Below are 26,990 nucleotides of genomic sequence, written 5' to 3' on the forward strand. Positions count from 1 at the left end.
TGTCAGCCACGAAAGATCGCCGTGATGCCTGCCGATTCGGTCTTCCCGCAGCTCGAAGCCCTGCTCCCGCATGTGCAGAAGCCGATCCAGTACGTCGGCGGTGAGCTCAACTCCACCGTCAAGCCGTGGGAGAGCTGCGACGTCCGCTGGGCGCTCATGTATCCCGACGCGTACGAGGTCGGTCTGCCCAACCAGGGCGTCATGATCCTCTACGAGGTGCTGAACGAGCGCGAGGGCGTGCTCGCCGAGCGCACCTACAGCGTCTGGCCGGACCTCGAAGAGCTGATGCGCGAGCACAAGGTGCCGCAGTTCACCGTCGACTCGCACCGGCCGGTCGGTGCCTTCGACGTGTTCGGTCTGAGCTTCTCGACCGAGCTCGGCTACACCAATATGCTCACGGCGCTCGATCTGGCGGGCATCCCGCTGGAGTCGCGCGACCGGACGGTCGACCATCCGATCGTGGTCGCGGGCGGACACGCGGCCTTCAATCCGGAGCCCGTCGCGGACTTCATCGACTGCGCGGTCATCGGCGACGGCGAACAGGCCGTCCTGGAGATCACCGAGATCATCCGCGCCTGGAAGGCCGAGGGCCGTCCCGGCGGGCGCGAGGAGGTCCTCTTCCGCCTCGCCAGGACCGGTGGCGTATACGTGCCGGGCTTCTACGACGTGGAGTACCTCCCGGACGGCCGCATCGGCCGCGTCGTACCGAACCGCTCCGGAGTGCCGTGGCGGGTGTCCAAGCACACCGTCATGGACCTCGACGAGTGGCCGTATCCGAAGCAGCCTCTCGTCCCGCTCGCCGAGACCGTCCATGAGCGGATGTCCGTGGAGATCTTCCGCGGCTGCACGCGCGGCTGCCGCTTCTGCCAGGCCGGCATGATCACCCGTCCGGTGCGCGAGCGCAGCATCACCGGCATCGGCGAGATGGTCGAGAAGGGCCTGAAGGCCACCGGCTTCGAGGAGGTCGGCCTGCTCTCGCTGTCCTCGGCCGACCACAGCGAGATCGGCGACATCGCCAAGGGGCTCGCCGACCGGTACGAGGCGGACAAGATCGGCCTGTCTCTGCCGTCCACCCGGGTCGACGCCTTCAATGTCGATCTCGCCAACGAGCTGACCAGGAACGGCCGCCGCTCCGGTCTGACCTTCGCACCCGAAGGCGGCTCCGAGCGCCTGCGCAAGGTCATCAACAAGATGGTCTCGGAGGAGGACCTGATCCGTACGGTCTCCACGGCCTACGGCAACGGCTGGCGGCAGGTGAAGCTGTACTTCATGTGCGGTCTGCCCACCGAGACCGACGAGGACGTCCTCCAGATCGGTGACATGGCCGTCAAGGTCATCGCCGAGGGCCGCAAGGTGTCCGGACAGAACGACATCCGCTGCACGGTGTCCATCGGCGGGTTCGTGCCCAAGCCGCACACGCCGTTCCAGTGGGCGCCGCAGCTCAGCGCCGAGGAGACCGACGCCCGGCTGGAAAAGCTGCGCGACAAGATCCGCGGCGACAAGAAGTACGGCCGCTCGATCGGCTTCCGCTACCACGACGGCAAGCCCGGCATCGTCGAGGGACTGCTGTCCCGCGGCGACCGGCGCGTCGGCGCGGTCATCCGCGCGGTCTACGAGGACGGCGGCCGCTTCGACGGCTGGCGTGAACACTTCTCGTACGACCGGTGGATGGCCTGCGCCGAGAAGACGCTGCCGGACTTCGGTGTGGACGTCGCCTGGTACACGACGCGTGAGCGCACCTACGAAGAGGTGCTGCCCTGGGACCACCTGGACTCCGGCCTCGACAAGGACTGGCTCTGGGACGACTGGCAGGACTCGCTCGACGAGACCGAGGTCGAGGACTGCCGCTGGACGCCGTGCTTCGACTGTGGTGTCTGTCCGCAGTTCGACACATGGCCACAACTGAGCGAGAGCGGTAAGAAGATGCTCCCGCTGACGGTCAAGAAGCCGTAGTGACCAGCGCGGATGCCGTCCGGCGGATCGCTGAGACACTTGCCTCCATGACCGAGGCGGAGCGTGCAGAGATGCTTCGAGGGCTCGGAGCGAAGGAGCGTGAGCAGGCTCCTCGCCCATCGCGGCGTACGCCGCTCCCTGACCCTCGGCGAGACGCGAGCATCGTCTCTGCCGTGGAGTGGGTGTAGGCATGAGAGGCGTCCGGGCCGTACAGGTCCGGGCGCCTTTTTCATGGCATCGACGAACGGCACCGGCTTCCGCTTGGACCAGGGTGAACACGCCCTCTTGACCCCCAGATTCCGACAGAGTGAAGGTCGTGCAACCAGGCGCAACGCGCTCGACGGGGAGGGACGCCATGGCCTTACGGTTCGTCGGTAAAGATCCAGAGTCCGGAGATCGGTCAGCTCATGCCTTCCTCTCCACTCTCCAGCTCCCAAGCGGCGCGAGCCGCTGTGGCTGCCCGCTTGCAGGGCCTCATGCAAGACGCTGGCCTGACAGGGCATGAGCTGGCCGCTCGGTGTGGCTGGCACAAGTCGAAGTCATCCCGGATCGCGCGGGGCAAGACGCCACCCTCGGACGCAGACATCCGCGCCTGGTGCGCTGCATGCGGGGCCGACGATCACGCAGCCGACCTGATCGCCGCGTCTCGAAACGCAGAGTCGATGTACGTGGAGTGGCGGCAGATCCATCGCGACGGGATGCGGCGGGTCCATAAGCAGACTGTCCCGCTGTACCAGCGGACCCGCTCCTTTCGCGTGTACGCCTCGAACGTCATGCCATGTCCTTGCTGTCAGAGTTTGGCTGCGAAGTCGTCGCTCTTGATGACGAGCCGTTCGCGTACGTCACGGGGAATTTTCAGACGCAGATGCACAGAGGGTGCACGCACGCCCTTGACCTTGGTCCGCGTGACCTCGCATGTAATGCCGACGCGGCGGAGGTCCTCGGCCATGACCTCCATGCCTCCGGACTCCCATGCTTCACGGAACGTCTTGCCGTTGTGGATCAGGGTCCATCTGTCCTGCGTGGTCTCGGGATCGATCGCGCTCAGTTCCTCCGAGAGCTTGTCGAACGTCTTCTCTGCCTGCTCCTGAGTGAACCGCGTCTTCGTGTAGCGGCCTCCCGGCTCAAGTCCCTTCATGTAGTAGGCGATGGCCTCTTCGAGCCGCTTCACTTCGGCGCGAGCCTCAGCCCCCTGCGCGTACTCGCGTACTTGCACGGGGAAGTCGCCGAGCACCCGCAGTACGTCGCCCACCAGCACGTCGTACACACCCTGTGGGTCCGGTGCGCCGAGCCCCCCGCTCCTGCACTTCTGGCACCGGAGGTACCGGTACTGGCCGAACTTGTTGGTCGTCACATGAACCACCATGTTTGACGTGCAGTCGGCGCAGACCAGGACGCCGAGGAACTGCGTCGCGCCGTGTGTCTGACGCTGAGGCTGGTTCTTGCCGCGCCGGTCGATGGCCTCCTGGAGTGCGTTGTACTCGTCCTCGGTGAAGATCGCCTGAGCCACCCTGATCGGTTTGCCGTCGTGTCCGAGGATCAGCTTCGAGCGGCGTACGCCGCCGTTCTTGTTCTCCTCGACCCGGTATCCCATGAGCGCCGGGTTGCGAAGACGTCGAAGGAGAGTTGCCGTGGTGAGCCCCTTGGACATGAGCCCAGAGCGGATGAGGCACAGAGACATGCGCCGGGCGGAGACTCCCCGAAGCGCCATGCGGTGAGCCCAGTGCAGCGCCTTGTACGCGTCGGCCTCGATAGCGAGGGCCGATCTTCCGTTCGCCTTCGTCGTCACGTAGCCATAGGCAGGCTTGCCGACGAACCATGCGTCCTGAGTCCGCGTGTAGTCCCAGAGCGAAGCGACGCGGGTCGATGTGTTCGCCGCTTCGATCTCGGCGATGCCCCCGATGAGCGTGACCATCATTCGGCCGACAGTGGATTCAAGGTCGATCGAGTCGTTCTTCGAGGCCAGGTTCTTTCCGTACCGCTGGCACCACTCGATCATGGTGGAGAGATCCGACATGCGGCGGATGAACCTGTCGAGCTTCCAGAAGAGCAGAGCATCGAACTCGGGGGATCGGTTGTTCAGCCACTCGCCGAGTTCCTTCCGCTTCCACGGTGGAACCTTTGTTGCCGAGACGTTGAGATCGGAAGCGACGCCGACGACGCGGTACCCCTTGTCTCGGGCCAGTAGGCGAAGGTCGAGTTCCTGCCGCACCGGCGAGGTGGTGTCCTCCGTGAGTACGGACAGGCGGATGGAGAGCAGAGCGCGCGGCGCATCCTCAGGAAGCAGAGCCTCCGTCCTCTCCAGCTCAGCCAGTAGAGCCAGGTCCGAGGGAGTCCACTCGGCTTCGATGTCGTACGTCTTCATGGCTCGGAGAGTAGCTATGGATTTAGCCATGTATCCATCTGTCTGCAGCTCGACACCTCCATCCAAATCGGACCCACCGGCAAGAAGCTTCTGCCGCTCACCGTGAAGTGACATCGCCGCCGGGCCCGGTCAAGGACGAAATCCATGGCCGGGCCCGGTCGCGCGGAGGCACAATGGCGTGATGCCGCAGTTCATCGCTCCCGATGTCCGGGTCCACGCCTCCTTCCTCGACGCGATGAAGGAGTTCATCGAAGAGGGCGCCGGCGAGCGGGCACTGCTTGTGCACGAGATGGAGGAGTACGCCTCCATATGGCACCGGCCCGAGGTCTTCGCCGGCTATGTGGACCGGCTGAACGCCGAGCCTCTTGAGGAGACCCCACGCATCGAGGGCTGGGTCCCCAACACCACGCTCTGGTACGTCGAGGACGACACCTTCCTCGGCCGCCTCGCCATCCGCCACCGGCTCAACCCGTTCCTGTACGAACTGGGCGGCCACATCGGCTACGCCGTGCGCCCCACCGCCCGCAGACAGGGCCATGCGACGGCCATGCTCGCCAAGGCGCTGCCCGTCGCCCGCGGACTCGGTATCGACGCGGTCCTGGTGACCTGTGACACCACCAACACGCCCTCGCGCAAGGTGATCGAGGCGGTCGGCGGCGTCCTGGAGGACGAGCGCGGCGGAAAGCTGCGCTTCTGGATAAGAACGGGCCGCTGAGCGTTCCGTCGCCGGTCCGGCCGCCCGGAATGCGCCGCACCGTCCCGCGCGTTGACGAGTCAAACGCACAGCGGCGTGTGTACGCCGGTCCGGCACGGCCCGGGTTTCGGCGCCGCCGGCGTGGGAATCGGTTGGACAGGCCCACCGGCGGATGCCTGCCGGCGGCCGACGGACTCACCCAGCGTGCCCGACCTGTGGAACCAATGGTGCGCCGGGCGCGTACTCTGGGTAGTACAACGATCGTCCCCGGTGCGGAGCCCGCACCCGAGATCTCCTTGCAGAAGCGGGGCTGAGCCCGGGAACCGGGGTCGCCCGCACGTCCGAGGGCGGCGCGTCAGCGCGTACCGCCCCGCACCGAGGAGAAGAACCACTGGGCAAGCGACAGCCCGAAGGCCCGCCGCCCGCACCGGCGGTGCAGCGCATCCGACTGCGCTACACCAAGCGCGGCCGCCTCCGGTTTACCAGCCACCGTGATTTTCAGCGCGCCTTCGAGCGGGCGCTGCGCCGCGCCGAGGTGCCGATGGCGTACTCGGCGGGGTTCACCCCGCATCCCAAGGTGTCGTACGCCAATGCCGCACCCACCGGCACGGGCAGTGAGGCCGAATTTCTGGAGATCGCCCTGGCGGAGGCGCGCGACCCCGGCACACTGCGCGAGCTGCTCGACGAGTCACTGCCGGACGGCCTCGACATCATCGACGCCGTCGAGGCCCGCACATCCGGTCTCGCCGACCGGCTGACCGCTTCCGTCTGGGAGCTGCGGCTGGACGGCGTCGATCAGGAAGAGGCCGCACGCGCCGTGGCCGCGTTCCTCGCCGCCGAGACGGTCGAGGTCGAACGCCGTACGAAGAACGGTCTGCGGACCTTCGACGCACGGAGTGCGGTGGCCGGTCTGCGGACCGTCGATCCGCGGTCCGCGGAAGGCGCCGACTCCTCTGGAGCAGGGCCCTCCGCCGCCATCAATAGGCCCGGGGACGGGCCCTGTGCGATACTGCGGCTGGTTGTTCGGCACGTGACACCTGCCGTCCGGCCCGACGACGTCCTGTCCGGTCTCCGAGCTGTGGCCGACCTGGCGCCGCCGGTCCCCGCTGCGGTGACCAGGCTGGCGCAGGGGCTCTTCGACGAGGAGTCCGGCACGGTGACCGACCCGCTCGCGCCCGACCGCGAGGCAGTCATGGCCGCCCTCAAGGGTGCCGGACCCGCCGCCGCGAAGGCGCCGGAAGGTGCGGGTACCGCGTAGGGCGGTCGTTGTAGCGCAGCCCTGGCACTCGGGAGCCACCTGGGTCGGGCAGCGCACTGACAGAAGACTTTCGCCAGGCCGTACGTACATCGCGTAGGGAACCGGCGAGCCAGACATAACAGCTCCCGTGCGGCGCCCGCGCCCCGGACGGCGGCATTCGCGCACTGCGCGGGCCGCGGCCGGACCGGAATCAGGCGCGGCGCCCGGGAGCGTGACGGGAGAACCGCCCGCATGCTTGAGCCCACCGAACCCGGTACACCCGGGACCACCGACGAAGACAACAACACACCCAGCGACACGCTGCCGCCGCGCCGCAGGCGCCGCGCCGCGTCTCGTCCGGCGGGCCCGCCCGCCGGGACCACGGACGGCGCGAAGGCCGGCGACGCCACGGCTGCCGAGCCCGCCGAAGCGGCGGTGGCCGAAGAGGTACCGGCGCCGCGCGCACGCCGTCGTGCGACACGCAAGGCCGCGGCTCCCGAGGTGACCGCCGAGCAGCCGGCGGCCGTCGAGACCACCGCCGAGGAGAGTCCGGCCGAGGAGGCCGTGCCCGCTCCTCGTACCCGCCGTCGCGCCACCCGCAAGGCCACCGCACCGGTGACCGAGGCGAGCGGCGAGAGCGCCGCCGAGTCATCGGTGACGGCCGAGACGCCTGTGACGGAAGAGCCCGCCGCGCCGCGTGCGCGCCGTCGTGCCACCCGTAAGGTCGCCGCTCCCGAGGTCACCGCCGAGCCGGCCGAGGCCGTGGAGGCCCCGGCCGCCGTCGAGGCCCCGGCCGCGACCGCACAGAGCCAGGCCGAGGAGGCCACGGCCTCGACGGCCTCCGCAGGCCGTACTCGCCGCCGCGCCACCCGCAGGGCCACCGCGCCCGCCGGTGCGCCGGAGACCGACGAGAACGCGTCCGCCGCGGGCGAGAAGCTCCCGCAGGACTCCGTCGCGCAGATCACCGCCGACGAGACGGAGGTCCAGGCCGCCGAGAAGGCCGCCACTCGTGGCCGTACGCGCCGCAGGGCCACCACCACCGACCAGAGCGCCGAGCCCGCGACCCGGTCGGTGCCGGAGCAGGCCAGGGAGAAGGAGGCCGAGGCACCGGAGCGTTCGCGCCGCCGTGCGACCCGGCCCGCTCTGGCCGTCTTCCAGGCGCCGGTCTTCACCGAGCCGATGTTCCAGACGCCCGAGACGGCCGCCGCCGCGGCTGCCGCCGTCTCCGTCCGGGACACCGACACGGACGAGGACGCGGAGGACGAGACCGAGATCACGGCAGCGGCCGAGCCCGTCGCCGTGCCGGAGCCCGCCGGCCGCCGCCGGCGCCGCCGCCGTGGCGAGGCCGAGCCCGTCGAGGCCGCGCCGGCCGCCGAAGAGGCGCCGCGACAGGACCGGCAGGACCACGCCGAGTCCGACACCGACATCGACGCCGAGGCTGAGCAGTCCGGCGACGCCGACGAGTCCGCCGAGTCGGACGAGGCCGCCGAGTACGAGGACCGCCCGTCGCGGCGCCGCCGCCGTGGTGGCCGACGCCGTCGCCGTGGCGAGTCCGCGGACGCGGAGGACACCACGGACGAGCAGCATGAGGAGTCCACCGGCCGCGCCGACGAGGACGAAGCGGACGCGGACGACGCGGACGACGAGGACCACGACGACATCGAGGCTTCCTCGGGCGCCGGTTCCTCCAGCAGCCGTCGCCGCCGTCGCCGTCGCCGTCGCAGTGGTGACGGCGGTTCCGAGGCCGAGACCGGCACGGACGACCCGGAGCGCACGGTCGTCAAGGTGCGCGAGCCTCGGGAGCGGCGTGCCAAGGAGACCAGGGACGGCCGGGACACCGAGCCGGGCACCGGCGTCGACGAGGTCCAGTCGATCAAGGGCTCGACCCGGCTGGAGGCCAAGAAGCAGCGCCGCCGCGAGGGACGCGAGCAGGGCCGCCGCAGGGTGCCGATCATCACCGAGGCGGAGTTCCTCGCCCGCCGTGAGGCCGTCGAGCGTGTGATGGTCGTCCGCCAGCACGGCGAGCGCACCCAGATCGGCGTGCTCGAAGACAATGTGCTCGTCGAGCACTACGTCAACAAGGAGCAGGCCACCAGCTACGTCGGCAATGTCTACCTGGGCAAGGTGCAGAACGTACTGCCGTCCATGGAGGCCGCCTTCGTCGACATCGGCAAGGGACGCAACGCCGTCCTGTACGCCGGTGAGGTGAACTTCGAGGCGCTGGGCATGGCCAATGGCCCGCGCCGGATCGAGACCGCGCTCAAGTCCGGCCAGTCGGTGCTCGTCCAGGTGACGAAGGACCCGATCGGCCACAAGGGCGCGCGTCTGACCAGCCAGGTGTCGCTGCCGGGCCGCTATCTGGTCTATGTGCCCGAGGGCTCGATGACCGGCATCAGCCGCAAGCTGCCCGACACCGAGCGGGCCCGGCTGAAGACCATCCTCAAGAAGATCGTTCCCGAGGACGCGGGCGTCATCGTCCGTACGGCCGCGGAGGGCGCCAGCGAGGACGAGCTGCGCCGGGATGTCGAGCGGCTCCAGTCGCAGTGGGAGGACATCAAGAAGAAGGCGAAGACGGGCAACGCGCCGACCCTTCTCTACGGTGAGCCCGACATGACCGTCCGGGTCGTCCGCGACATCTTCAACGAGGACTTCTCCAAGGTCATCGTGAGCGGCGACGAGGCGTGGGGCACCATCCACGGCTATGTGGCGCATGTCGCACCGGATCTGTCGGACCGGCTCCAGCGGTGGACGAGCGAGGTCGATGTCTTCGCGACCTACCGCATCGATGAGCAGCTCATGAAGGCGCTGGACCGCAAGGTCTGGCTGCCGAGCGGTGGTTCGCTGGTGATCGACAAGACCGAGGCCATGATCGTGGTCGACGTCAACACCGGGAAGTTCACCGGCCAGGGCGGAAACCTGGAGGAGACCGTCACCAGGAACAACCTGGAGGCGGCCGAGGAGATCGTGCGCCAGCTCCGGCTGCGCGACCTGGGCGGCATCGTCGTCATCGACTTCATCGACATGGTGCTGGAATCCAACCGGGATCTGGTGCTGCGGCGACTGCTGGAGTGCCTGGGCCGGGACCGTACGAAGCACCAGGTCGCCGAGGTCACCTCGCTGGGCCTGGTCCAGATGACCCGTAAGCGGGTCGGCCAGGGTCTGCTGGAGTCGTTCTCCGAGACCTGTGTGCACTGCAACGGCCGCGGTGTGATCGTCCACATGGAACAGCCCACGGCGGCCGGTGGCGGTGGCAACGGCAAGCGCGCCAAGAAGCGCGGCCGTGGCGGCTCCGCCGGTACGGACCACGGGCACGAGGCCGACGGCGGTCAGGACCTCGGCACCGAGCACGATCACGACCACGAGTACATCTCGATCGCGGCGGAGTCCGAGGCCGAGGTCGCGGCCGAGGCGGCGGCTCCGCTGGCGCTGCCCGAGCCGGAGTTCGCGCCGGACGAGGAGCTGTTCAGCAGCGTGGCGGAGGCCGAGGCGGCTGTCCGTGGCCGCTCGCGCCGCCGGGCTTCGCGCAAGGCGTCGGCCCCGGCCGGCGCGCCGAGGACCGCCGAGCCCGAGAGCAGGACGGAGGCTGCCGTCGCCGAGAAGCCCTTCGAGGCACCGGTCGCGGCTCCGGCCGCCGAGCCGGAGCCGGAGGCGCCTGTGGCGGACGAGGCGGCTCCCAGGGGCCGTACGCGTCGCCGTGCCACGCGCAAGGCGACGGCTCCGGCCGGTTCGCCGAAGGCGGTCGAGGCATCGGACGCCGAGGTGGTCCTGCCCGTACAGCCCGAGGCCGTGCCGGAGCCGGTCGCGCCGGAGCCGGCCGTGGCCGAGGTGCCCGTCGCCGAGGAGGCGCCGGCCGTGGCTCCGCCGCGGGCCCGTCGCCGGGTCACCCGCAAGGTCACCGCGCCGGCCGGAGCGCCCGTGGGCGCCGAGGAGGCGGCGGTCGTCGTGGTGGCGTCGGCGAAGCCCGACGAGTCCGCCGAGGCGGCCGTACAGGACGAGCCGTCCGACGGCGCCGAGGCGTCCGCGCCGGCCAAGAAGACGGTCCGCAAGACCGCCAAGAAGGCCACGGCGAAGAAGACGGTCGCCAAGAAGACGACGGCCAAGAAGACCGCGGCGAAGAAGACGACCGCCAAGAAGACGACCAAGTCGGCGGCGAAGAAGACCGCGGCGGCCGAGCAGCAGACGCCGTCCGGCGTCACGGCCTCCACGGAGGACTGAGCACCTTCGGCGGCGGCCCGCCGTCCGGACCCGGGATTCCGGGTCCGGACGGCGGGCCCGGTCCGTTCGCCGTCAGGGACCTGGTTTGACCCCCTGGACAGCGGCCCCGTACTCTAAACCTTCGGCGTGTTCCAATGCGCGCCCACTCCTGAGCACCCACCTCCCGGATTTCCGGGGGAGGCCGCTCGTCCTGTCAGGATCGCCATGGGCCCCGGCCCGTGCGAGCGGCTGGCATCAGGAGTTCCGTTCCGAGCGAGAGTGAGATCCGCGTGTACGCCATCGTGCGCAGCGGTGGTCGCCAGCACAAGGTTGCTGTCGGCGACATCGTTGAGGTTGACAAGATTCCCACCGCCAAGGTTGGCGACACGGTCGAGCTCTCGACCCTGCTCGTGGTCGACGGCGAAGCCGTCACCAGCGACCCGTGGGTGCTGGACGGCATCAAGGTCACGGCTGAGATCGTGGACCATCACAAGGGCGCGAAGATCGACATCCTTCGCTACAAGAACAAGACGGGCTACCGCCGTCGCCAGGGTCACCGCCAGCAGTACACGGCGATCAAGGTCACCGGTATCCCCGCGGCTGCGAAGTAAGGGACTGAGAAGACATGGCACACAAGAAGGGCGCATCGTCCACTCGGAACGGGCGCGATTCCAATGCTCAGCGGCTCGGCGTGAAGCGCTTCGGCGGTCAGGTCGTCAACGCCGGTGAGATCCTGGTCCGCCAGCGCGGCACCCACTTCCACCCGGGCTCCGGCGTCGGCCGTGGCGGCGACGACACGCTGTTCGCGCTGAACGCCGGCGCGGTGGAGTTCGGCACCAGCCGTGGCCGCAAGGTCGTGAACATCGTTCCGGTCGCCTGATCAGGCAGCCGTAGAACGTTTTCTTCGCGAGGGCGGACCTCACTTCCCGGTGACGGGAAGCGGGTCCGCCTTTCGCGTGTTGCAGGTAAGACATTTCCGTATGTACTGGAGGCAATCCCCATGACCACCTTCGTGGACCGCGTCGAGCTGCATGTCGCCGCGGGTAGCGGAGGCCACGGCTGCGCCTCCGTACACCGGGAGAAGTTCAAGCCGCTCGGCGGACCCGACGGCGGCAACGGCGGCCGTGGCGGCGATGTGATCCTGGTCGTCGAGCAGTCGGTGACCACGCTGCTCGACTATCACCACTCGCCGCACCGCAAGGCCACCAACGGCAAGCCGGGCGAGGGCGGCAACCGCTCCGGCAAGGACGGCCAGGACCTGGTCCTGCCGGTACCGGACGGCACGGTCGTCCTCGACAAGCGGGGCAATGTCCTCGCCGACCTGGTCGGCCAGGGCACCACCTATGTCGCCGCGGAAGGCGGCCGTGGCGGACTGGGCAATGCCGCGCTGGCGTCGGCCCGCCGCAAGGCGCCCGGCTTCGCGCTGCTCGGTGAGCCCGGCGACGGCGGTGATGTCGTCCTGGAGCTCAAGACGGTCGCCGATGTGGCGCTGGTGGGCTATCCGAGCGCCGGGAAGTCCTCGCTGATCTCCGTGCTCTCCGCCGCCAAGCCGAAGATCGCGGACTATCCCTTCACCACGCTGGTCCCGAACCTGGGCGTGGTCACCGCCGGTTCCACCGTCTACACCATCGCGGACGTCCCGGGCCTGATCCCGGGCGCCAGCCAGGGCCGCGGCCTCGGTCTGGAGTTCCTGCGCCATGTCGAGCGCTGCTCCGTCCTCGTACATGTCCTGGACACGGCCACGCTGGAGTCGGACCGCGACCCGGTCTCCGACCTCGATGTGATCGAGGAGGAGCTCACGCTGTACGGCGGTCTCGACGACCGTCCGCGCGTTGTCGTCCTCAACAAGGTCGACATCCCGGACGGCCAGGATCTCGCCGAGATGATCCGGCCCGAGCTGGAGGCGCGCGGCTATCGCGTCTTCGAGGTCTCGGCCGTGGCCCATCTCGGGCTCAGGGAGCTGTCCTTCGCGCTCGCGGAGATCATCGCGAAGTCCCGCGCGGAGAAGCCGCTGGAGGAGGCGACCCGGATCGTCATCCGTCCGAAGGCCGTCGACGACGCGGGCTTCACCGTCACTCTGGAGGAGGACGGGATCTACCGGGTGCGCGGCGAGAAGCCGGAGCGCTGGGTCCGGCAGACCGACTTCAGCAACGACGAGGCCGTCGGCTATCTCGCGGACCGGCTCAACCGGCTCGGTGTCGAGGCCCAGTTGATGAAGGCCGGCGCCAGGTCCGGTGACGGCGTGGCCATCGGTCCCGAGGAGGAGGCGGTCGTCTTCGACTGGGAGCCGACGATGACGGCGGGCGCGGAGATGCTCGGACGCCGTGGCGAGGACCACCGCCTGGAGGCGCCGCGCCCGGCGGCACAGCGCCGCAGGGACCGGGACGCCGAACACGACGAGGCGCAGCGGGAGTACGACGAGTTCAGGGCGTTCTAGGCTGCGCCGGACCTCCCTTGGGCTGCGCCGGACCGCCCTTGGGCTGTGCCGGACCGCCCTTGGCCAGAGGCCGGCGCTTGGCCGGGGTCTGGCGGACATCGCATCGCCGACGGGCGGTCATGGCCTTGTGCCGTGGCCGCCCGTCGCCGTTGTGGCGTCCGGTGACTGACGTGTGACATTGCGTACCCTCTCATCTGGGACCCCCGGTGCTCCGACGTGAATCTTGTGTGGTGTCCTTCACGTACGACTCCCGGCCCCGCACCATCGGTGCACTGGTCTTCGCAGGTGAATCAGGGGTTGCGCGCTGGTGTCGCCCGGTTGTGGTCCACCTTGCGAGAGGATTGCCACGGGTGGGACCATCGCTACATCCTCTGAGCCCGCAAGGTAGGTCAGTTCTGTGTCTGCAACTCCCGCGTCGCCCGTGAAGCCCCGCACCACCGCTGTCGTCCTGGCGGGCGGTACCGGTCAGCGGGTGGGGCTGTCGATCCCGAAGCAGCTGCTGAAGATCGCGGGGAAGGCGGTCATCGAGCACACGCTGTCGATCTTCGAGCAGGCCGGCTCGATCGACGATGTGATCGTGCTGATGGCCCCGGGCTATGTGCCCGACGTGGAGAAGATCATCACCAAGGCCGGACTGGCCAAGGTCAGCAAGGTCATCGAGGGCGGTTCGACACGGAACGAGACCACCGAGCGCGCCATCGCCGCGCTGGGTGAGGGACTGGCCGAGGGCGAGGACCGGAACGTACTGTTCCATGACGCCGTGCGCCCGCTGCTCTCGCAGCGTGTGATCAAGGACTGTGTGGACGCGCTGGACCGCTACCAGGCCGTGGACGTGGCCATTCCGTCCGCTGACACGATCATCGTGACCCGTACGCACGGCGGCGACGGCGAGTTCATCACGGATGTGCCGGACCGGTCCCGGCTGCGGCGCGGCCAGACTCCGCAGGCGTTCAAGCTCTCCACCATCCGCAGGGCCTACGAGGTGGCCGCGGGCGATCCCAACTTCCAGGCCACCGACGACTGTTCGGTCGTGCTGAAGTATCTGCCGGACGTCCCGATCCATGTGGTCGCCGGCGACGAGTACAACATGAAGGTGACTCAGCCGGTCGATGTCTTCATCGCCGACAAGCTCTTCCAGCTCGCCTCCGCCGCCGCTCCGCAGCAGTCCTCCGAGGACGCCTACCGTGAGCTGCTGACGGGCAAGACCCTGGTCGTCTTCGGTGGTTCGTACGGCATCGGCGCGGACATCGCCCAGCTCGCCGAGTCCTTCGGTGCCAAGGTCTACGCGCTGGGCCGCTCCACCACCGGCACGCATGTGGAGAACCCCGAGCATGTCGACGACGCGCTGTCCCGCGCCTACGGCGAGACCGGCCGGATCGACTACGTCATCAACACCGCGGGCGTGCTGCGCATCGGCAAGCTGGCCGAGACGGACAACACCACCATCCAGGAGGCGTTGAACGTCAACTATCTGGCGCCGGTGCAGATCGCGCGCGCCTCTTACAAGTACCTGGTCGAGACGAAGGGCCAGCTCCTGCTCTACACCTCCAGCAGCTACACGCGCGGGCGCGCCGAGTACAGCCTCTACTCGTCGACGAAGGCGGCCATGGTGAACCTCACCCAGGCTCTCTCCGACGAATGGGCCGGCGAGGGCATCCGGGTGAACTGTGTGAATCCCGAGCGCACCGCCACTCCTATGCGCACCAAGGCGTTCGGCCAGGAGCCGGAGGGATCGCTGCTTTCCTCCGAGGCGGTCGCCAGGACCTCGCTCGATGTGCTGCTCTCCGAGCTGACCGGGCATGTCATCGACGTACGGCAGCAGGACCCGACACGCGGTGCCTCCGAGGCGTCCGATTTCGAGCAGGCACTCGCCGCCGTACTGGATCGTCAGGAAGATGTGTAATAATTCTCGCTAATTATTGATCCGGGCCTCTGTCGTCGCCGAAGTGCGAACTACGGAGGCCCGAGTTCGTGAAGTTCCGTCTTCACACTTTCCTTGCAAGGTCAACAACAGGCACTGTCTGGAGCAGGTTTTTCGTGATTTCGACAGCCATTCGCCTGGCCCGTGTGGGCAGCGGATCAGAGCTGGCAGCCGCACTTCTTCTGGGGCTGAGTTTCCCGTGCGTCATGCTCGCCGCGATAATTCCCAATCTTTGGCTCTTCGCGGCGGCCGCAGCCGTGACTTATCTTGCGGATACGTTTCTGCATCAGCGCGGCAGCTATTTGGTGAACCGGCTCGCGAAAGTGCGGGCCGGTCTGTCGATCCGATTCCTGATCCGGCAGATGCTGCTGGTGCTGCTCGTCGCGCGGCTCGGGCTCGGTGAGGAGCGGATCTTCTATGTGACCGTGGTCGTGGTGCTGGTGTTCTACGCGCTCCAGGCACCGCACGGCGCGATCGTCACCCTGCTCCGGCTGCGCCGCAAACTGCCCGTGGTCACCCGCAATGTCGACCTCGGCGCCATCCGGATCCCGGACGCGCCGCCGCAGTGGCTGCTCAACCGCTCCGCCGAGAAGATGCTCCACCTGGACCTCTTCGCCATGGTCGGGGTGCTGATCACGCTGCAGACCCGCGACAACATCTACGGATACGCGGGTCTGGCCCTCAGCCTGGTCCTCGCCGTCGGCTATGTCCTCGCGCTGCTGCCGTATCTGCGGCCCAGCCGCCTCGTGCCCTCCGCCGACAAGGTGCTCAAGGCGCTGGACGGCTGGCTGGCCGAGTACAAGCCGACCGTGATGCTGTACTTCTCCGGCTCCAAGGAGTCCGCGTACCAGGTCAACATGTGGCTGGAGACGATGGACCAGCTCGAAGGCCGGCCGCTGATCATCCTGCGCGAGCGGGTGATCGCGCAGCAGCTCGGCCCGACGGCCGTACCGGTGGTGTGCATCCCCGGCGGTGTGCATCTGATGAACCTGGACCTGTCGACGGTACGGGTCGCGCTGTACGCGGCCAATGTCGGCAAGAACATCCATATGCTGCGGGTCCCGACCATGAAGCACGTCTTCATCGGCCACGGCGACAGCGACAAGATCGCCAGCGTCAACCCGTACAGCAAGGCGTACGACGAGGTGTGGACCGCGGGCCGGGCCGGCCGCGACCGCTACGCGCTGGCCGATGTCGGCGTGCGTGACGAGGACATCGTCGAGGTGGGCCGTCCGCAGCTCGCTCCGATCGAGCCGGCGGCCGGCGCGCCGAAGCACTCCGTGCCCACCGTGCTGTACGCGCCCACCTGGGAGGGCTGGGACGACGCGCCCGGCAACACCTCGCTGCTGCTGGCCGGCGAGAACATCGTCAAGCGGCTGCTGAAGGCCGAGCGGCCGGTCCGCGTCCTCTACAAGCCGCATCCCTTCACCGGCACGCGCAGCGCCAAGGCGAAGGCCGTGCACGAGCGCATCACCGCGCTGGTGGAGAAGGCCGCCGCCGAGCGCGCCAACGACCCGCGCTGGGCGAAGGAGGCCGCCGGGCTCCGCCGGGAGCAGACCGCGGCGCGGGCCGAACTGACCCGTATCGAGACACGGCTGTCCGGGCTGTCCGGAGTGGCGGACGCGAGCCGCGACGAGGCCGAGGAGTCGCGCGACTCCACGGCGGACCCGGCCAGGCAGGCGGAGCTGACACGGCTCAGGGACGAGTGGAACAGCGCGTACTGGCGTTCCTTCGGCTGGTGGGAGCACCGGGTCATCGCGGGCGCGGAGCCGCGCCTGTACGACTGCTTCAACGAGTCGGACGCCATGGTCTCCGACATCTCCAGCGTGGTCTCCGACTTCATCGCGAGCGGTAAGCCGTACGCGGTCACCGACTCCGCCGGGCTGGGCGCCGAGGAGTTCAAGCGGCAGAACACCGCCGTACGGGCCGCCGTGATCCTCACCAACAGCGCGAAGGAGCTGGACCAGCTTCTCGCGGCGGTCGCCGATCCGTCGGCCGACCGGCTGGCGAGCGAGCGCCATGAGCTCAAGCGGTATCTGCTGGGACCCGACGAGCCGTCGTCGATAGAGCAGTTCAACGCGGCGACGCGGGCGCTGGCCGCGAAGTCCGAGGCGCGCAATGTGAGCGTCGAGCAGCGGCTCTCGGAGCCCGAGGAGATGGCGGCGCCGGACGACTCGGCACCGGTCGACCCGAGGGCCGAGGAGGGCCTGGAGACGGCCGCCGACGCGCGGACGGAGCCCGAGAACAACGACCTGGACTCACCCGTACGCGGCTGAGACCAGGCGGGTCCGAGGCCCGGCGGAGCGCTTTTCGCGCTCCGCCGGGCCTTTTCGTATCGCCGGGCCGCTTTCGTATGACCGCTCCGTATGACCACGGCCAGGGCCGAACGTGACGGGCATCACAAATACTCTTGATCGTGACGAGACAACCAACACCAGGTATCGCTTGTCTTGCATTCTGATGAACGATATGTCTGTTCCTGATGTGAGTGTGATCGTCGGGGCATATGAAGCGATGCCCTACCTGGTCCGCTGCCTGGAATCGGTGGAAGCCCAGACCTGGGCCCACCGCATCGAGATCGTCGCGATCGACGACGGTTCGACCGACGGCACGGGGGAGTATCTGGAGGAGTTCGCCGCCTCGACGTCCATCCCGACCAGGGTGGTACGCCAGGCCAACTCGGGCGGCCCCAGCGGGCCGCGCAATGTGGGGCTGGGCCTGGCCCGGGGGCGCTATGTCTTCTTCCTGGACGCCGATGACTATTTCGCCGAGGAAGCGCTGGAACGCATGGTCGCCATGGCCGACCGTGCCGGTACGGATGTGGTGCTCGGCAGAGTGGAAGGGGTCAACAGAGGCGCTCCCAAGTCGATGTGGAGCCGTACGGCTGAACGCGTGGACATCTACAGCTCGCAGGTGATCTTCACCTTGAGCGCGCAGAAGCTCTTCCGCCGCGACTTACTCGACCGGCTGGGGCTGCGGTTCGACGAGGGACTGAAGACCGGCGAGGACGCGCTCTTCACGATGGAGGCGTACATACGCGGCAACGGTGTCTCGGTGATCTCCGACTACACCTGCTACTACCTGGTCGGCCGGGACGACGGCAAGCATGTGACCAAGAGCGGCAGCTACACGCTGCGGTTCGAGTCGGCTGGGGCTCTGATGAAGCTCATCACCGAGCTGGTGCCGGCGGGCCCGAAGCGCGACCGGCTGATGGTCAGACCCTTCACGGTCGGCGTGATCCAGCAGTTCGCGCCCGGACTGATGAAGCAGCCGGAGGGGGTGCAGCGCCACAAGATGGAGCTGGCGGCGCCGCTGATGGCGCGCTACTGGACGCCGGGCGTGGCCAGACGCATCAAGGTCTCCGAGCGGCTGCGGCTGGAGTGCATAGCGCTCGGCAGGCTCGATCTGCTGCGGGACATCCTGGACTTCGTCAAGGCGGGGACCAGGCCGGAGGTGGTGCACCGGGGCCGCGCGCGCACGCCGTATCTCGTCTTTCCGCACTTCGGCGAGAAGGGCACCGGCCTCAAGGACGCGTCGTACGAGGTGACCGTGCCGGACTGGGTGGGAAAGCCGGGCCTGGAGCGCATCGAGGCTCCGAGGGCGGTCCGCCGGCGCAAGTCGCTGGCGCGCAGGCTGGCACGGCGGCTGCGGACGCGAGTGCGGGGTCTGGCCGCACCGGTGTGAGGCGTGTCCGGCGGACGGTCCTTAGCCCTACTGGCGTAGTCGCGACGGTGTCGGCGTGTCCGGTGTGCGAGGCGGTTTCCGCCGCCGCGGCCTGCCGCGCCGGGCCGGCTTTCGCGGCGGTGACATGAGGCGAAGGCGCGGTATGTCCCAACGGGTGCGGCGCCGGTGGTACGGAGAGGCGCCGGCCCGCGCGCGGCTCCGGGACACGCTCCCACGCACACCCGAAAGCGCTCGACCACCCGTCCCGGGTGACCGGTAGCGGGCCACACCGGAAATCGTAGGTAAAATCAGGCTGTCGGGCGAGGCCCGGACAGCATCGGAATCTCAGCATGGGATAGGCACTGTGAAGGCTCTCGTACTGTCCGGCGGGGCGGGTACCCGACTACGCCCCATCACTCACACCTCCGCGAAACAGCTCGTGCCCGTGGCGAACAAGCCCGTGCTCTTCTACGGTCTTGAGGCCATCGCCGAGGCGGGCATCACCGATGTCGGTGTGATCGTCGGCGACACCGCCGAGGAGATCCGCGAGGCGGTCGGGGACGGCTCCCGGTTCGGCATAAAGGTCACCTATCTCCAGCAGGACGCGCCGCTCGGTCTGGCGCACGCCGTGCTCATCGCCCGTGACTTCCTGGGCGAGGACGACTTCGTGATGTACCTCGGTGACAACTTCATCGTCGGTGGCATCGCCGGTCTGGTGGACGGCTTCCGCACGGAGCGGCCCGACGCGCAGATCCTGCTGACCAAGGTCCCCAACCCGACCTCCTTCGGTGTGGCCGAACTCGACGCCACCGGCCGGGTGGTGGCGCTGGAGGAGAAGCCGAAGGAGCCGAAGAGCGATCTCGCGCTCGTCGGCGTCTATCTCTTCACTCCGGCCGTCCACGAGGCCGTACGGGCCATCGAGCCGTCCTGGCGCGGTGAGCTGGAGATCACGCATGCCATCCAGTGGCTGATCGACCAGAAGCGCGACGTCCGCTCCACGACCATCTCCGGGTACTGGAAGGACACCGGCAATGTCACCGACATGCTGGAGGTCAACCGCTCGGTGCTGGAGACCGTCGAGCCGTGCCGCGAGGGCACGGTCGACGAGGCCACGGAGATCATAGGGCGGGTCAGGATCGAGAAGGGCGCACGGGTGACCGGCAGCCGTATCGTCGGTCCCGTGATCATCGGCGCGGGCACGGTGGTCAGCGACGCCTATATCGGTCCCTTCACCTCGGTCTCCGAGGGATGCCGGATCGAGGACAGCGAGATCGAGTACTCCATCGTCCTGCGGGGCTCCTCTCTCACCGGCGTGCGCCGGGTGGAGGCGTCGCTGATCGGCCGTGACGTGGAGATCACACCCGCGCCCCGTAATCCCTCCGCCCACCGACTCGTCCTCGGCGACCACAGCAAGGTGCAGATTTCCTCATGACGATTTCCGCCGTTCCCAGCCGCACCACCAGAATCCTGGTCACCGGTGGCGCCGGCTTCATCGGCTCGCACTATGTCCGTACCGTGCTGGGCCCTCAAGGCCCTGGCGATGTCGCGGTGACGGTGCTCGACAAGCTGACCTACGCGGGCAACCCGGCCAACCTCGACGAGGTGCGCGGCCACCCGGGATTCGCCTTCGTCGAGGGCGACATCTGCGATCCCGAGCTGGTCGCCAAGCTGATGGCCGAGCACGACCAGGTGGTGCACTTCGCCGCCGAGTCGCATGTGGACCGCTCCATCGACGGCGGCGCGGAGTTCGTCCGTACGAATGTCGTCGGCACCCACACGCTGATCGACGCCGCGCACCGCGCCGGTGTCAAGACCTTCGTGCACATCTCCACCGACGAGGTCTACGGCTCGATCGACGAGGGCTCCTGGCCCGAGACCCATCCGCTGGAGCCCAACTCGCCGTATTCCTCGGCGAAGGCGTCCAGCGATCTGATCGCGCTCTCGTACCACCGCACCCATGGCCTCGATGTGCGCGTGACCCGCTGCTCCAACAACTACGGTCACCACCACTTCCCGGAGAAGGTCATCCCGCTGTTCATCACGAACCTGCTGGACGGCAAGAAGGTCCCGCTGTACGGCGACGGCGGCAATATCCGTGACTGGCTGCACATCGACGACCATGTGCAGGGCATCGAGCTGGTCCGTACGAAGGGCCGGGCCGGCGAGGTCTACAACATCGGCGGCGGCACGGAACTGTCCAACAAGGAGCTGACGGGCCTGCTGCTCAAGGCCTGCGGAGCGGACTGGGACACCAGCGTCGAGTACGTCACCGACCGCAAGGGCCACGACCGCCGTTACTCCGTCGACTGCACCAAGATCCGCACGGAGCTGGGATACGAGCCCCGCAAGGACTTCGCCACGGGCCTCGCGGAGACCGTGCGGTGGTACCGCGACAACCGCGCGTGGTGGGAGCCGCTGAAGGGACGTGCGGCGCTGTGAGCACCTGGCTTGTCACCGGGGCCGGCGGCATGCTCGGCCAGGACCTGCTGGCCCGGCTCGCGGCCGACGGGGAGAGCGCGGCCGGTCTGGACCGTACCGCGCTGGACATCACGGACTCCGGCGCGGTGCGCGCCGCGCTGGCGGCCCACGCGCCGGCCGTGGTGGTCAACTGCGCGGCCTGGACGGCCGTTGACGACGCGGAGGCCAAGGAGGCCGAGGCGCTCGCGGTCAACGGCACAGGACCCCGGGTCCTCGCCGAGGCGTGCGAGGAGTCGGGCGCGGTCCTGCTCCAGGTCTCCACGGACTACGTCTTCGCCGGAGACGCGGACACGCCGTACGCGGAGGACGCTCCCACGGCGCCGCGCAGCGCCTACGGGCGTACCAAGCTGGCCGGCGAGCGCGCGGTGCTGGAGACCCTGCCCGACACCGGCTTCGTGGTCCGCACGGCCTGGCTGTACGGCGCTGGCGGCGGCAATTTCGTCCGCACGATGATCAAGCTGGAAGCCGTCAAGGACACGCTGGACGTGGTGGACGACCAGCGTGGCCAGCCCACCTGGACCGGCGACCTCGCGGACCGGCTGGTCCTGCTGGGCCGGGCGGCGCTGGCGGGAACCGCCCGGAGCGGGATCTACCACGGCACCAGCGGCGGTGAGACGACGTGGTTCGGATTCACCCGGGAGATCTTCCGGCTGCTCGGCGCGGACCCGGAGCGGGTCCGTCCGACGACGAGCGAGGCATTCGTGCGTCCCGCGCCCCGGCCCGCGTACAGCGTGCTGGGACACGAGCGGTGGAAGCCGGCCGGGATCGAGCCGATCCGTGACTGGCGTTCCGCGCTTGGCGAAGCCTTTTCGGTATTGGTCGAGACTGAGCGCCAAACGGGCGTTACTGGCCAGTAGATGTTTACGTGTGGCCCGCGTACCTACTAAGTTCACTGAGAATCAATTCCCTCGTTGTTGATTCTCAGTGAAGGGCCACTTACGTGGATCGCCACGGCTTCCTGCGCCAACTGCACCGTGTGTACAAGCCCCGCACCTATCTGGAGATCGGGGTCAATGACGGGCGCAGCCTGGCACTGTCCCGGGTTCCGTCGGTAGCCGTCGACCCGGCTTTCCGGGTGGTTACGGACATCAGTTGTGATGTCCACCTGGTCAAGGCCACCAGCGACGACTTCTTCGCCCGCAAGGACCCTCTGATCCATCTGCGCAACGGCCGTAACCCGTTCCGCGCGCTGGCCCGCCGGGACCCGGTCAACCTCTTCGGCGGAGACCCGAAGCTGGAGCTGTCGTTCATCGACGGCATGCACCTGTTCGAGTTCGCGCTGCGCGACTTCATGAATGTCGAGAAGCACGCCCGCTGGTCCAGCGTGATCGTCCTGGACGACATGCTGCCGCGGGACGTCGACGAGGCGGCGCGCGACCGGCACACCAAGTTCTGGGCCGGAGACGTCTACAAGGTGGCCACCGTGCTGCGGCGGTTCCGTCCCGACCTGCTGGTCGTCGATGTCGACACCGAGCCGACCGGAGTGGTGGCCATCTTCGGCGCCAACCCGGAGAGCACGGTGCTGAAGGACGCGTACGACAAGATCATCGAAGAGTACGTCGTACCGGATCCGCAGGCGGTGCCGGACGAGGTGCTGGTCCGTAAGAACGCGGTCCGGCCCGAGGCGCTGCTCGGGGCCGGCTTCTGGCCGGGCCTGATCCGCGCCCGTAATCTGCGCCGCTCCCGGTCGGCGTTCGCGCCGCTGCGCAAGCAGATCGAGACGGTCCTGGGCTGACGGCCCGGCATACCGACGGAGGGGCCCGGACGATCCAGGATCGTCCGGGCCCTTCCGGCTGTCCGTGCGCCGGGTCAGTCCCGGGCGGCCAGTCGCGCGTAGTACGCCCGGCAGTCCTCGTACGACGGAAGCAGGCCCTGGGCCTCGGCCTCCGCGAGGGACGGAGCGGTCGCGTCCTTGTCGGACAGCAGCGGTGTGATGCCCTCGGGCCACTCGATACCGAGCGCCGGGTCCAGCGGGTTGATGCCGTGCTCGCGGCCGGGAGCGTAGCCCTCGGAGCAGAGATAGACCACCGTCGCGTCGTCGGTCAGTGCCATGAAGGCATGGCCGAGTCCCTCCGCGAGATACACGGAGTGGTGGTCCACGTCGTCGAGGCGTACCGCGTCCCACTGCCGGTACGTCGGCGAGCCGACCCGGATGTCGACGATGACGTCGAGCACCGCGCCGCGCACACACTTCACGTACTTGGCCTGGCCGGGCGGCACATCGGCGAAGTGGACACCGCGCAGCGTGCCCCGGCTGGACACGGAGCAGTTGGCCTGCGCGAGGTTCAGCGGGTGGCCGGCGGACTCGATGAAGTCGGAGGCCTTGAACCACTCGTGGAAGCTGCCACGGCTGTCCGGAAAGACCTTCGGTTCATGCACCCAGGCGCCTTCGACGGAAAGCTGTCGCATGTGATCACGTCCTTGTTCTGATGCGCTGTGTTCTGTCGTTCCGGAAGGCTGTGCCGTCTCGGGAGGCGGTGTCGCTCCGGAAGGCTCTGTCGTTCCGGAAGGCGGCGAGAGGTCAGAGGCGGGCCGCGAGGCGGCGTACCCGCTTCCGCGCCGACGACGGCAGACGGCGCACGATCGGGCCGCCCGCCGAGCGGAGCACCCGGCGCACCACCGCTCTGCGGCGTCGCACCGTCACCAGCCGGACGAGCAGCGGGTCGACCGCGGCGAGACCGCTGCGGTCCAGCCGGATCCGGCCGCCGCTGTTCACGGTCACCTCGCAGAGCGGGAGTCCGGGGCTCTTCGCTCCGTCCAGCAGTACCGACAGCCGCGCCGTGCCGGCGGGCAGGTCCGGTACGCGCGCGGGCAGCGCGAGATGGGCCCGCGCGTGATCGGGACGCAGCGTGCCCGGCACCGTCCGGGTGGTGCCGTCGGGAGAGGTCAGTACCACCTCGACGGCGCGGGAGCCGGACTTGGTACCGGTGAAGATGTCGAGGCGCAGTTCGAGCCGGCCGCCGGGCATCCGGAGCACCGGGCGGTCCGTGAGGTAGACGGCCATCTTCTTGCCGCGGCCCGCGACATCGAAGGTGAGGTTGGAGTGCGGGTCCGTGAAGTACGGGATGACCGGGCGGGCGGGTGAACCGAGCAGCGCGGGACGGCACTTGGCGTCCACCTGCGGAGCGCGGTCGGCGCCGAGCCGTGCCTTGCGTACGAGTCCGAGGCCGCGCAGCGGCACCCAGACGTCCCAGAAACCGCGGGAGACCCGGCCGCGTCCCTTGACCGCTTCGGTGGATACCTGGCCGGTGCCGTGCAGCACGACCTCGTAGGTGTCGCCGTCCAGCTTCTCGATCTTGGTGGTGAATTCGGCGGGACAGGGCCACTCGACGGCGGTCTCGCGGTTGCGCAGCGAGAGCTCGCCCTTGAAGCCGTCCAGGTCGTCGGTGACATCGAGGAGCTCACCGTCGGGCAGCAGTCCCTCGGTGATGTCCGGGTGCAGGAAGTACCGGCCGTCGCGGCGGACGAGGCGCAGCGGCCGCTGGTCGTCGCCGTGGACCAGTCGTCCGGTCACGGAGAGCGAGGTCTTGCCGTCCTGCTGCCAGTCGAAGTCCTCCAGCCGGGCCGCTCCCTTCACCGACGCGGCGAAGCGCGCGAGCTTCACGAGTCCCTGGCGGTCGTCGGCGCGCAGCAGGGTGGAGCGCAGCCGGGTCAGCGAGCCGAGTCCGTCGTGCACGCCGTCGTGCATGAAGTCGTCGGCGAGCGGACGGATCGCCTCGCACATCTCGTCGAGATACGCGGGATCGAACTTGAGTACGCCGGGTTCACTCAGCCGGCCGAGCATCTCGACCCGGTAGAAACGGCGCAGCAGCCGGTCCCGGAACTCGCCCGGTTCGGTGTTGTCGACGACGACCTGGAGGACTTCGCGGAGGTTGCCGTAGTAGCCGGACGGAACGATCTTCGCCGAGCCGGCGTTCTGTCCGTCGTCCCGCTTCGAGTAGTAGTAGCAGGTGTAGTTCCCGAGGATCGAGACGACCTTGGCCGGGAAGTACGTCTGCATCATGTAGAGCTGGTCCTCAAGGCGTCGCTTGCCCTCGGGATACGCGATGTTGTTCTCGCGGAGGAACTCCGTGCGGAACATCTTGTGCGGAGTGAGGCTGTCGTACAGCGGAGCGTTGCTCAGATCACACTTCTCGCGGTTCACCTTGAAGACGCCGTGCGGGACGCCGCGGAAATTGGAGGCGACCTTGCCGATGACGATGTCGGAGCCGTTGCGGTGGCCCATCTCGTACAGCCGCCGCAGGGCGTCGGAGGCGAGGTGGTCGTCCTGGTCGACGAATTGGACGTACTCTCCCTTCGCCTCGGACACGCCGATGTTCCTGGGCTTGCCCGGCCAGCCCGAATTCGGGATGTGAATCACCCGGAAATGCGGATGCTCGGCCGCCAGCTTGTCCAGTCGGCCGGGGCTCTCGTCCGTCGAACCGTCGTCGACGAAAAGCACCTCGAATTCCGCTGCCGGCAGCGTCTGGGCCAGCAGTGAATCGATGCAGGGATCGATGTACTTGCCCGGGTTGTACACCGGAATGACGACGCTCACTTTTACTGGCATTACGGAAGGCTCATCTCGTGTGTGGTTGCCCAGGGTTCTGCGCGCAGGGAAGGAGTCGCGGCCGTCGGTGAAGCGCGAGAGGCGCCGCAAGCGGCCAGCCTATCTCTGCTCCGGGCGGCGATGTTTCCCGTACGTTGTTGTGCTTGTGTTACACCTGACAGACTGTCGTCACCTCCATCCGGTTGTGCGGATGGCGCAGATTTGATCGACAAGACGGGTGTCCGCTTCCCCGTCCCGGGTGGTGGACCTCCGTCCCACCCACTGAAAGGCCCGCCGTCACCGGCCGCCGCTCGCGTACGCTGACCGGCCGGGAGGCGGCCCGACAGTGAGAGCAGAGGCAGAGCACGTGGCAGCGGCGCGGCAGGACGTAGTGGCGAAGGCCCGCAGGATCGTCGTGAAGGTCGGTTCCTCCTCGCTCACCACCGCCGCCGGGGGCCTGGACGCCGATCGCGTCGACGCCCTGGTCGACGTACTGGCGGGCGTCCGCCGTGCCGCCGGCGGTGAGAAGGAGATCGTGCTCGTGTCCAGCGGTGCCATCGCCGCCGGTCTCGCGCCGCTCGGTCTGGTCCGCCGTCCCAAGGACCTGGCCCGCCAGCAGGCCGCGGCCAGCGTCGGACAGGGCCTGCTGGTCGCCCGCTACACCGCGTCCTTCGCGCGCTACGGCGTACGCGTCGGTCAGGTGCTCCTCACCACGGACGACACCAGCCGCCGGGCCAGCTACCGCAACGCCTACCGCACCCTCGACCAGCTACTCGGCATGGGCGCCGTCCCGGTCGTCAACGAGAACGACACCGTCGCCACCGACGAGATCCGCTTCGGCGACAACGACCGGCTGGCCGCCCTGGTCGCGCATCTCGTACGGGCCGATCTGCTGGTCCTGCTCTCCGACGTCGACGGGCTCTACGACGGCGACCCGAGCAGGCCGGGCGCCAGCCGGATCGCCGAGGTGCGCGGACCCGCCGATCTGCTGGGCGTCTCCATCGGCAGCGCGGGCAAGGCGGGACTCGGCACCGGCGGGATGGTCACCAAGGTCGAGGCCGCCAGGATCGCCGCCGCGGCCGGTGTCCCGGTGGTGCTGACCTCGGCGGGACGGATCGCCGACGGTCTCGCGGGCCGTGACACCGGCACGTACTTCCACAGCACGGGACGGCGCTCCGCCGACCGGCTGCTGTGGCTCGCGCACGCCTCCACGCCGCAGGGCGCTCTCACCCTGGACGACGGCGCGGTACGGGCCGTGGTCGAGCGGCGCACCTCGCTGCTGCCGGCCGGAATCGCCGCCGTGGAAGGCGAGTTCAGCGCCGGTGACCCGGTCGAGCTGCGGGACACGGCGGGCCGCGCCGTCGCCCGGGGTCTGGTCAACTTCGACGCGAAAGAGATTCCGCAGCTCCTCGGCCGCTCGACCCGGGAACTGGCCCGTGAGCTGGGACCGGCCTATGAGCGCGAGGTCGTACACCGAGACGATCTGGTCATTCTGCACACGTGACCGCGAACCCGAAACG

At 68.7% G+C, this 26,990-nt stretch carries 18 protein-coding genes and 1 pseudogene; 16 read left to right on the forward strand and 3 right to left on the reverse strand.

Features of this window, described 5'->3' with window-relative positions:
- Positions 1–24: 24 nt before the first annotated feature.
- Both PV679_RS01620 and PV679_RS36105 read left to right on the forward strand, forming a co-directional pair.
- Entirely contained in the window at positions 25–1,953 is a 1,929-nt protein-coding gene (locus tag PV679_RS01620; RefSeq protein ID WP_319678350.1) for a TIGR03960 family B12-binding radical SAM protein, read from the forward strand.
- Positions 1,954–2,360: 407 nt separating this feature from the next.
- A pseudogene (locus tag PV679_RS36105) lies at positions 2,361–2,732 on the forward strand (helix-turn-helix domain-containing protein); the annotation flags it as partial.
- Positions 2,733–2,743: 11 nt separating this feature from the next.
- On the opposite strand, the gene PV679_RS01630 reads toward PV679_RS36105, so the two are convergent.
- Positions 2,744–4,318: a recombinase family protein gene (locus tag PV679_RS01630; protein WP_319678351.1), complete on the reverse strand. Its 1,575-nt coding sequence runs from the start codon at positions 4,316–4,318 to the stop codon at positions 2,744–2,746.
- A gap of 181 nt (positions 4,319–4,499) precedes the next feature.
- Here PV679_RS01630 and PV679_RS01635 point away from each other — a divergent pair, with 181 nt between their 5' ends.
- The 13 genes from PV679_RS01635 (at position 4,500) to PV679_RS01695 (ending at position 22,677) form a co-directional block, all read left to right on the forward strand.
- Positions 4,500–5,033 (forward strand): GNAT family N-acetyltransferase, encoded by a 534-nt coding sequence (locus PV679_RS01635; protein WP_319678352.1) that lies wholly within the window; start codon positions 4,500–4,502, stop codon positions 5,031–5,033.
- A 412-nt stretch (positions 5,034–5,445) separates the two neighbouring features.
- Positions 5,446–6,270 carry a TIGR03936 family radical SAM-associated protein gene (locus tag PV679_RS01640; RefSeq protein WP_319678353.1) on the forward strand — a complete coding sequence of 275 codons (825 nt, stop codon included), beginning with the start codon at positions 5,446–5,448 and terminating at the stop codon, positions 6,268–6,270.
- 231 nt (positions 6,271–6,501) lie between these two features.
- Positions 6,502–10,464 (forward strand): Rne/Rng family ribonuclease, encoded by a 3,963-nt coding sequence (locus PV679_RS01645; protein ID WP_319678354.1) that lies wholly within the window; start codon positions 6,502–6,504, stop codon positions 10,462–10,464.
- A 269-nt stretch (positions 10,465–10,733) separates the two neighbouring features.
- On the forward strand, positions 10,734–11,054 hold the full coding sequence (gene rplU / locus PV679_RS01650; RefSeq protein ID WP_030352366.1) for a 50S ribosomal protein L21: 321 nt from the start codon (positions 10,734–10,736) through the stop codon (positions 11,052–11,054).
- A 14-nt stretch (positions 11,055–11,068) separates the two neighbouring features.
- Positions 11,069–11,323 (forward strand): 50S ribosomal protein L27, encoded by a 255-nt coding sequence (rpmA, locus tag PV679_RS01655; RefSeq protein WP_030352365.1) that lies wholly within the window; start codon positions 11,069–11,071, stop codon positions 11,321–11,323.
- A gap of 120 nt (positions 11,324–11,443) precedes the next feature.
- Positions 11,444–12,880: a GTPase ObgE gene (obgE, locus tag PV679_RS01660; RefSeq protein WP_319678355.1), complete on the forward strand. Its 1,437-nt coding sequence runs from the start codon at positions 11,444–11,446 to the stop codon at positions 12,878–12,880.
- 397 nt (positions 12,881–13,277) lie between these two features.
- The gene (locus PV679_RS01665; RefSeq protein ID WP_319678357.1) at positions 13,278–14,783 is read left to right on the forward strand and encodes a bifunctional cytidylyltransferase/SDR family oxidoreductase; all 1,506 of its coding nucleotides are present in this window, start codon (positions 13,278–13,280) and stop codon (positions 14,781–14,783) included.
- A gap of 224 nt (positions 14,784–15,007) precedes the next feature.
- The gene (locus PV679_RS01670; protein ID WP_319678511.1) at positions 15,008–17,077 is read left to right on the forward strand and encodes a hypothetical protein; all 2,070 of its coding nucleotides are present in this window, start codon (positions 15,008–15,010) and stop codon (positions 17,075–17,077) included.
- Positions 17,078–17,270: 193 nt separating this feature from the next.
- Positions 17,271–18,485 (forward strand): glycosyltransferase family 2 protein, encoded by a 1,215-nt coding sequence (locus PV679_RS01675; protein ID WP_319678358.1) that lies wholly within the window; start codon positions 17,271–17,273, stop codon positions 18,483–18,485.
- Between the two features lie 343 nt (positions 18,486–18,828).
- On the forward strand, positions 18,829–19,896 hold the full coding sequence (locus PV679_RS01680; protein WP_319678359.1) for a glucose-1-phosphate thymidylyltransferase: 1,068 nt from the start codon (positions 18,829–18,831) through the stop codon (positions 19,894–19,896).
- Complete coding sequence (gene rfbB, locus PV679_RS01685; protein WP_319678360.1) at positions 19,893–20,903, forward strand: dTDP-glucose 4,6-dehydratase; 1,011 nt, start codon at positions 19,893–19,895, stop codon at positions 20,901–20,903. The genes PV679_RS01680 and rfbB overlap by 4 nt, the downstream gene beginning before the upstream one ends.
- A complete protein-coding gene (gene rfbD, locus PV679_RS01690) occupies positions 20,900–21,799 on the forward strand; it encodes a dTDP-4-dehydrorhamnose reductase (RefSeq protein ID WP_319678361.1) in 900 nt (299 codons plus the stop codon). The genes rfbB and rfbD overlap by 4 nt, the downstream gene beginning before the upstream one ends.
- 83 nt (positions 21,800–21,882) lie before the next feature.
- Positions 21,883–22,677: a class I SAM-dependent methyltransferase gene (locus PV679_RS01695; protein WP_319678362.1), complete on the forward strand. Its 795-nt coding sequence runs from the start codon at positions 21,883–21,885 to the stop codon at positions 22,675–22,677.
- A gap of 74 nt (positions 22,678–22,751) precedes the next feature.
- Here the strand turns inward: PV679_RS01695 and rfbC are convergent, their stop codons facing one another.
- Together rfbC and PV679_RS01705 are read right to left on the reverse strand one after the other, a co-directional pair.
- A complete protein-coding gene (rfbC, locus tag PV679_RS01700; RefSeq protein WP_319678363.1) occupies positions 22,752–23,351 on the reverse strand; it encodes a dTDP-4-dehydrorhamnose 3,5-epimerase in 600 nt (199 codons plus the stop codon).
- A 112-nt stretch (positions 23,352–23,463) separates the two neighbouring features.
- On the reverse strand, positions 23,464–25,491 hold the full coding sequence (locus PV679_RS01705) for a glycosyltransferase family 2 protein (RefSeq protein ID WP_319678364.1): 2,028 nt from the start codon (positions 25,489–25,491) through the stop codon (positions 23,464–23,466).
- 370 nt (positions 25,492–25,861) lie between these two features.
- On the opposite strand from PV679_RS01705, the gene proB reads away from it, so the two are divergent.
- On the forward strand, positions 25,862–26,974 hold the full coding sequence (gene proB / locus PV679_RS01710) for a glutamate 5-kinase (protein ID WP_319678512.1): 1,113 nt from the start codon (positions 25,862–25,864) through the stop codon (positions 26,972–26,974).
- The last annotated feature ends 16 nt before the right edge of the window (positions 26,975–26,990 follow it).

The organism is Streptomyces sp. AK02-01A (genome assembly GCF_033795305.1).
Classification (GTDB): domain Bacteria; phylum Actinomycetota; class Actinomycetes; order Streptomycetales; family Streptomycetaceae; genus Streptomyces.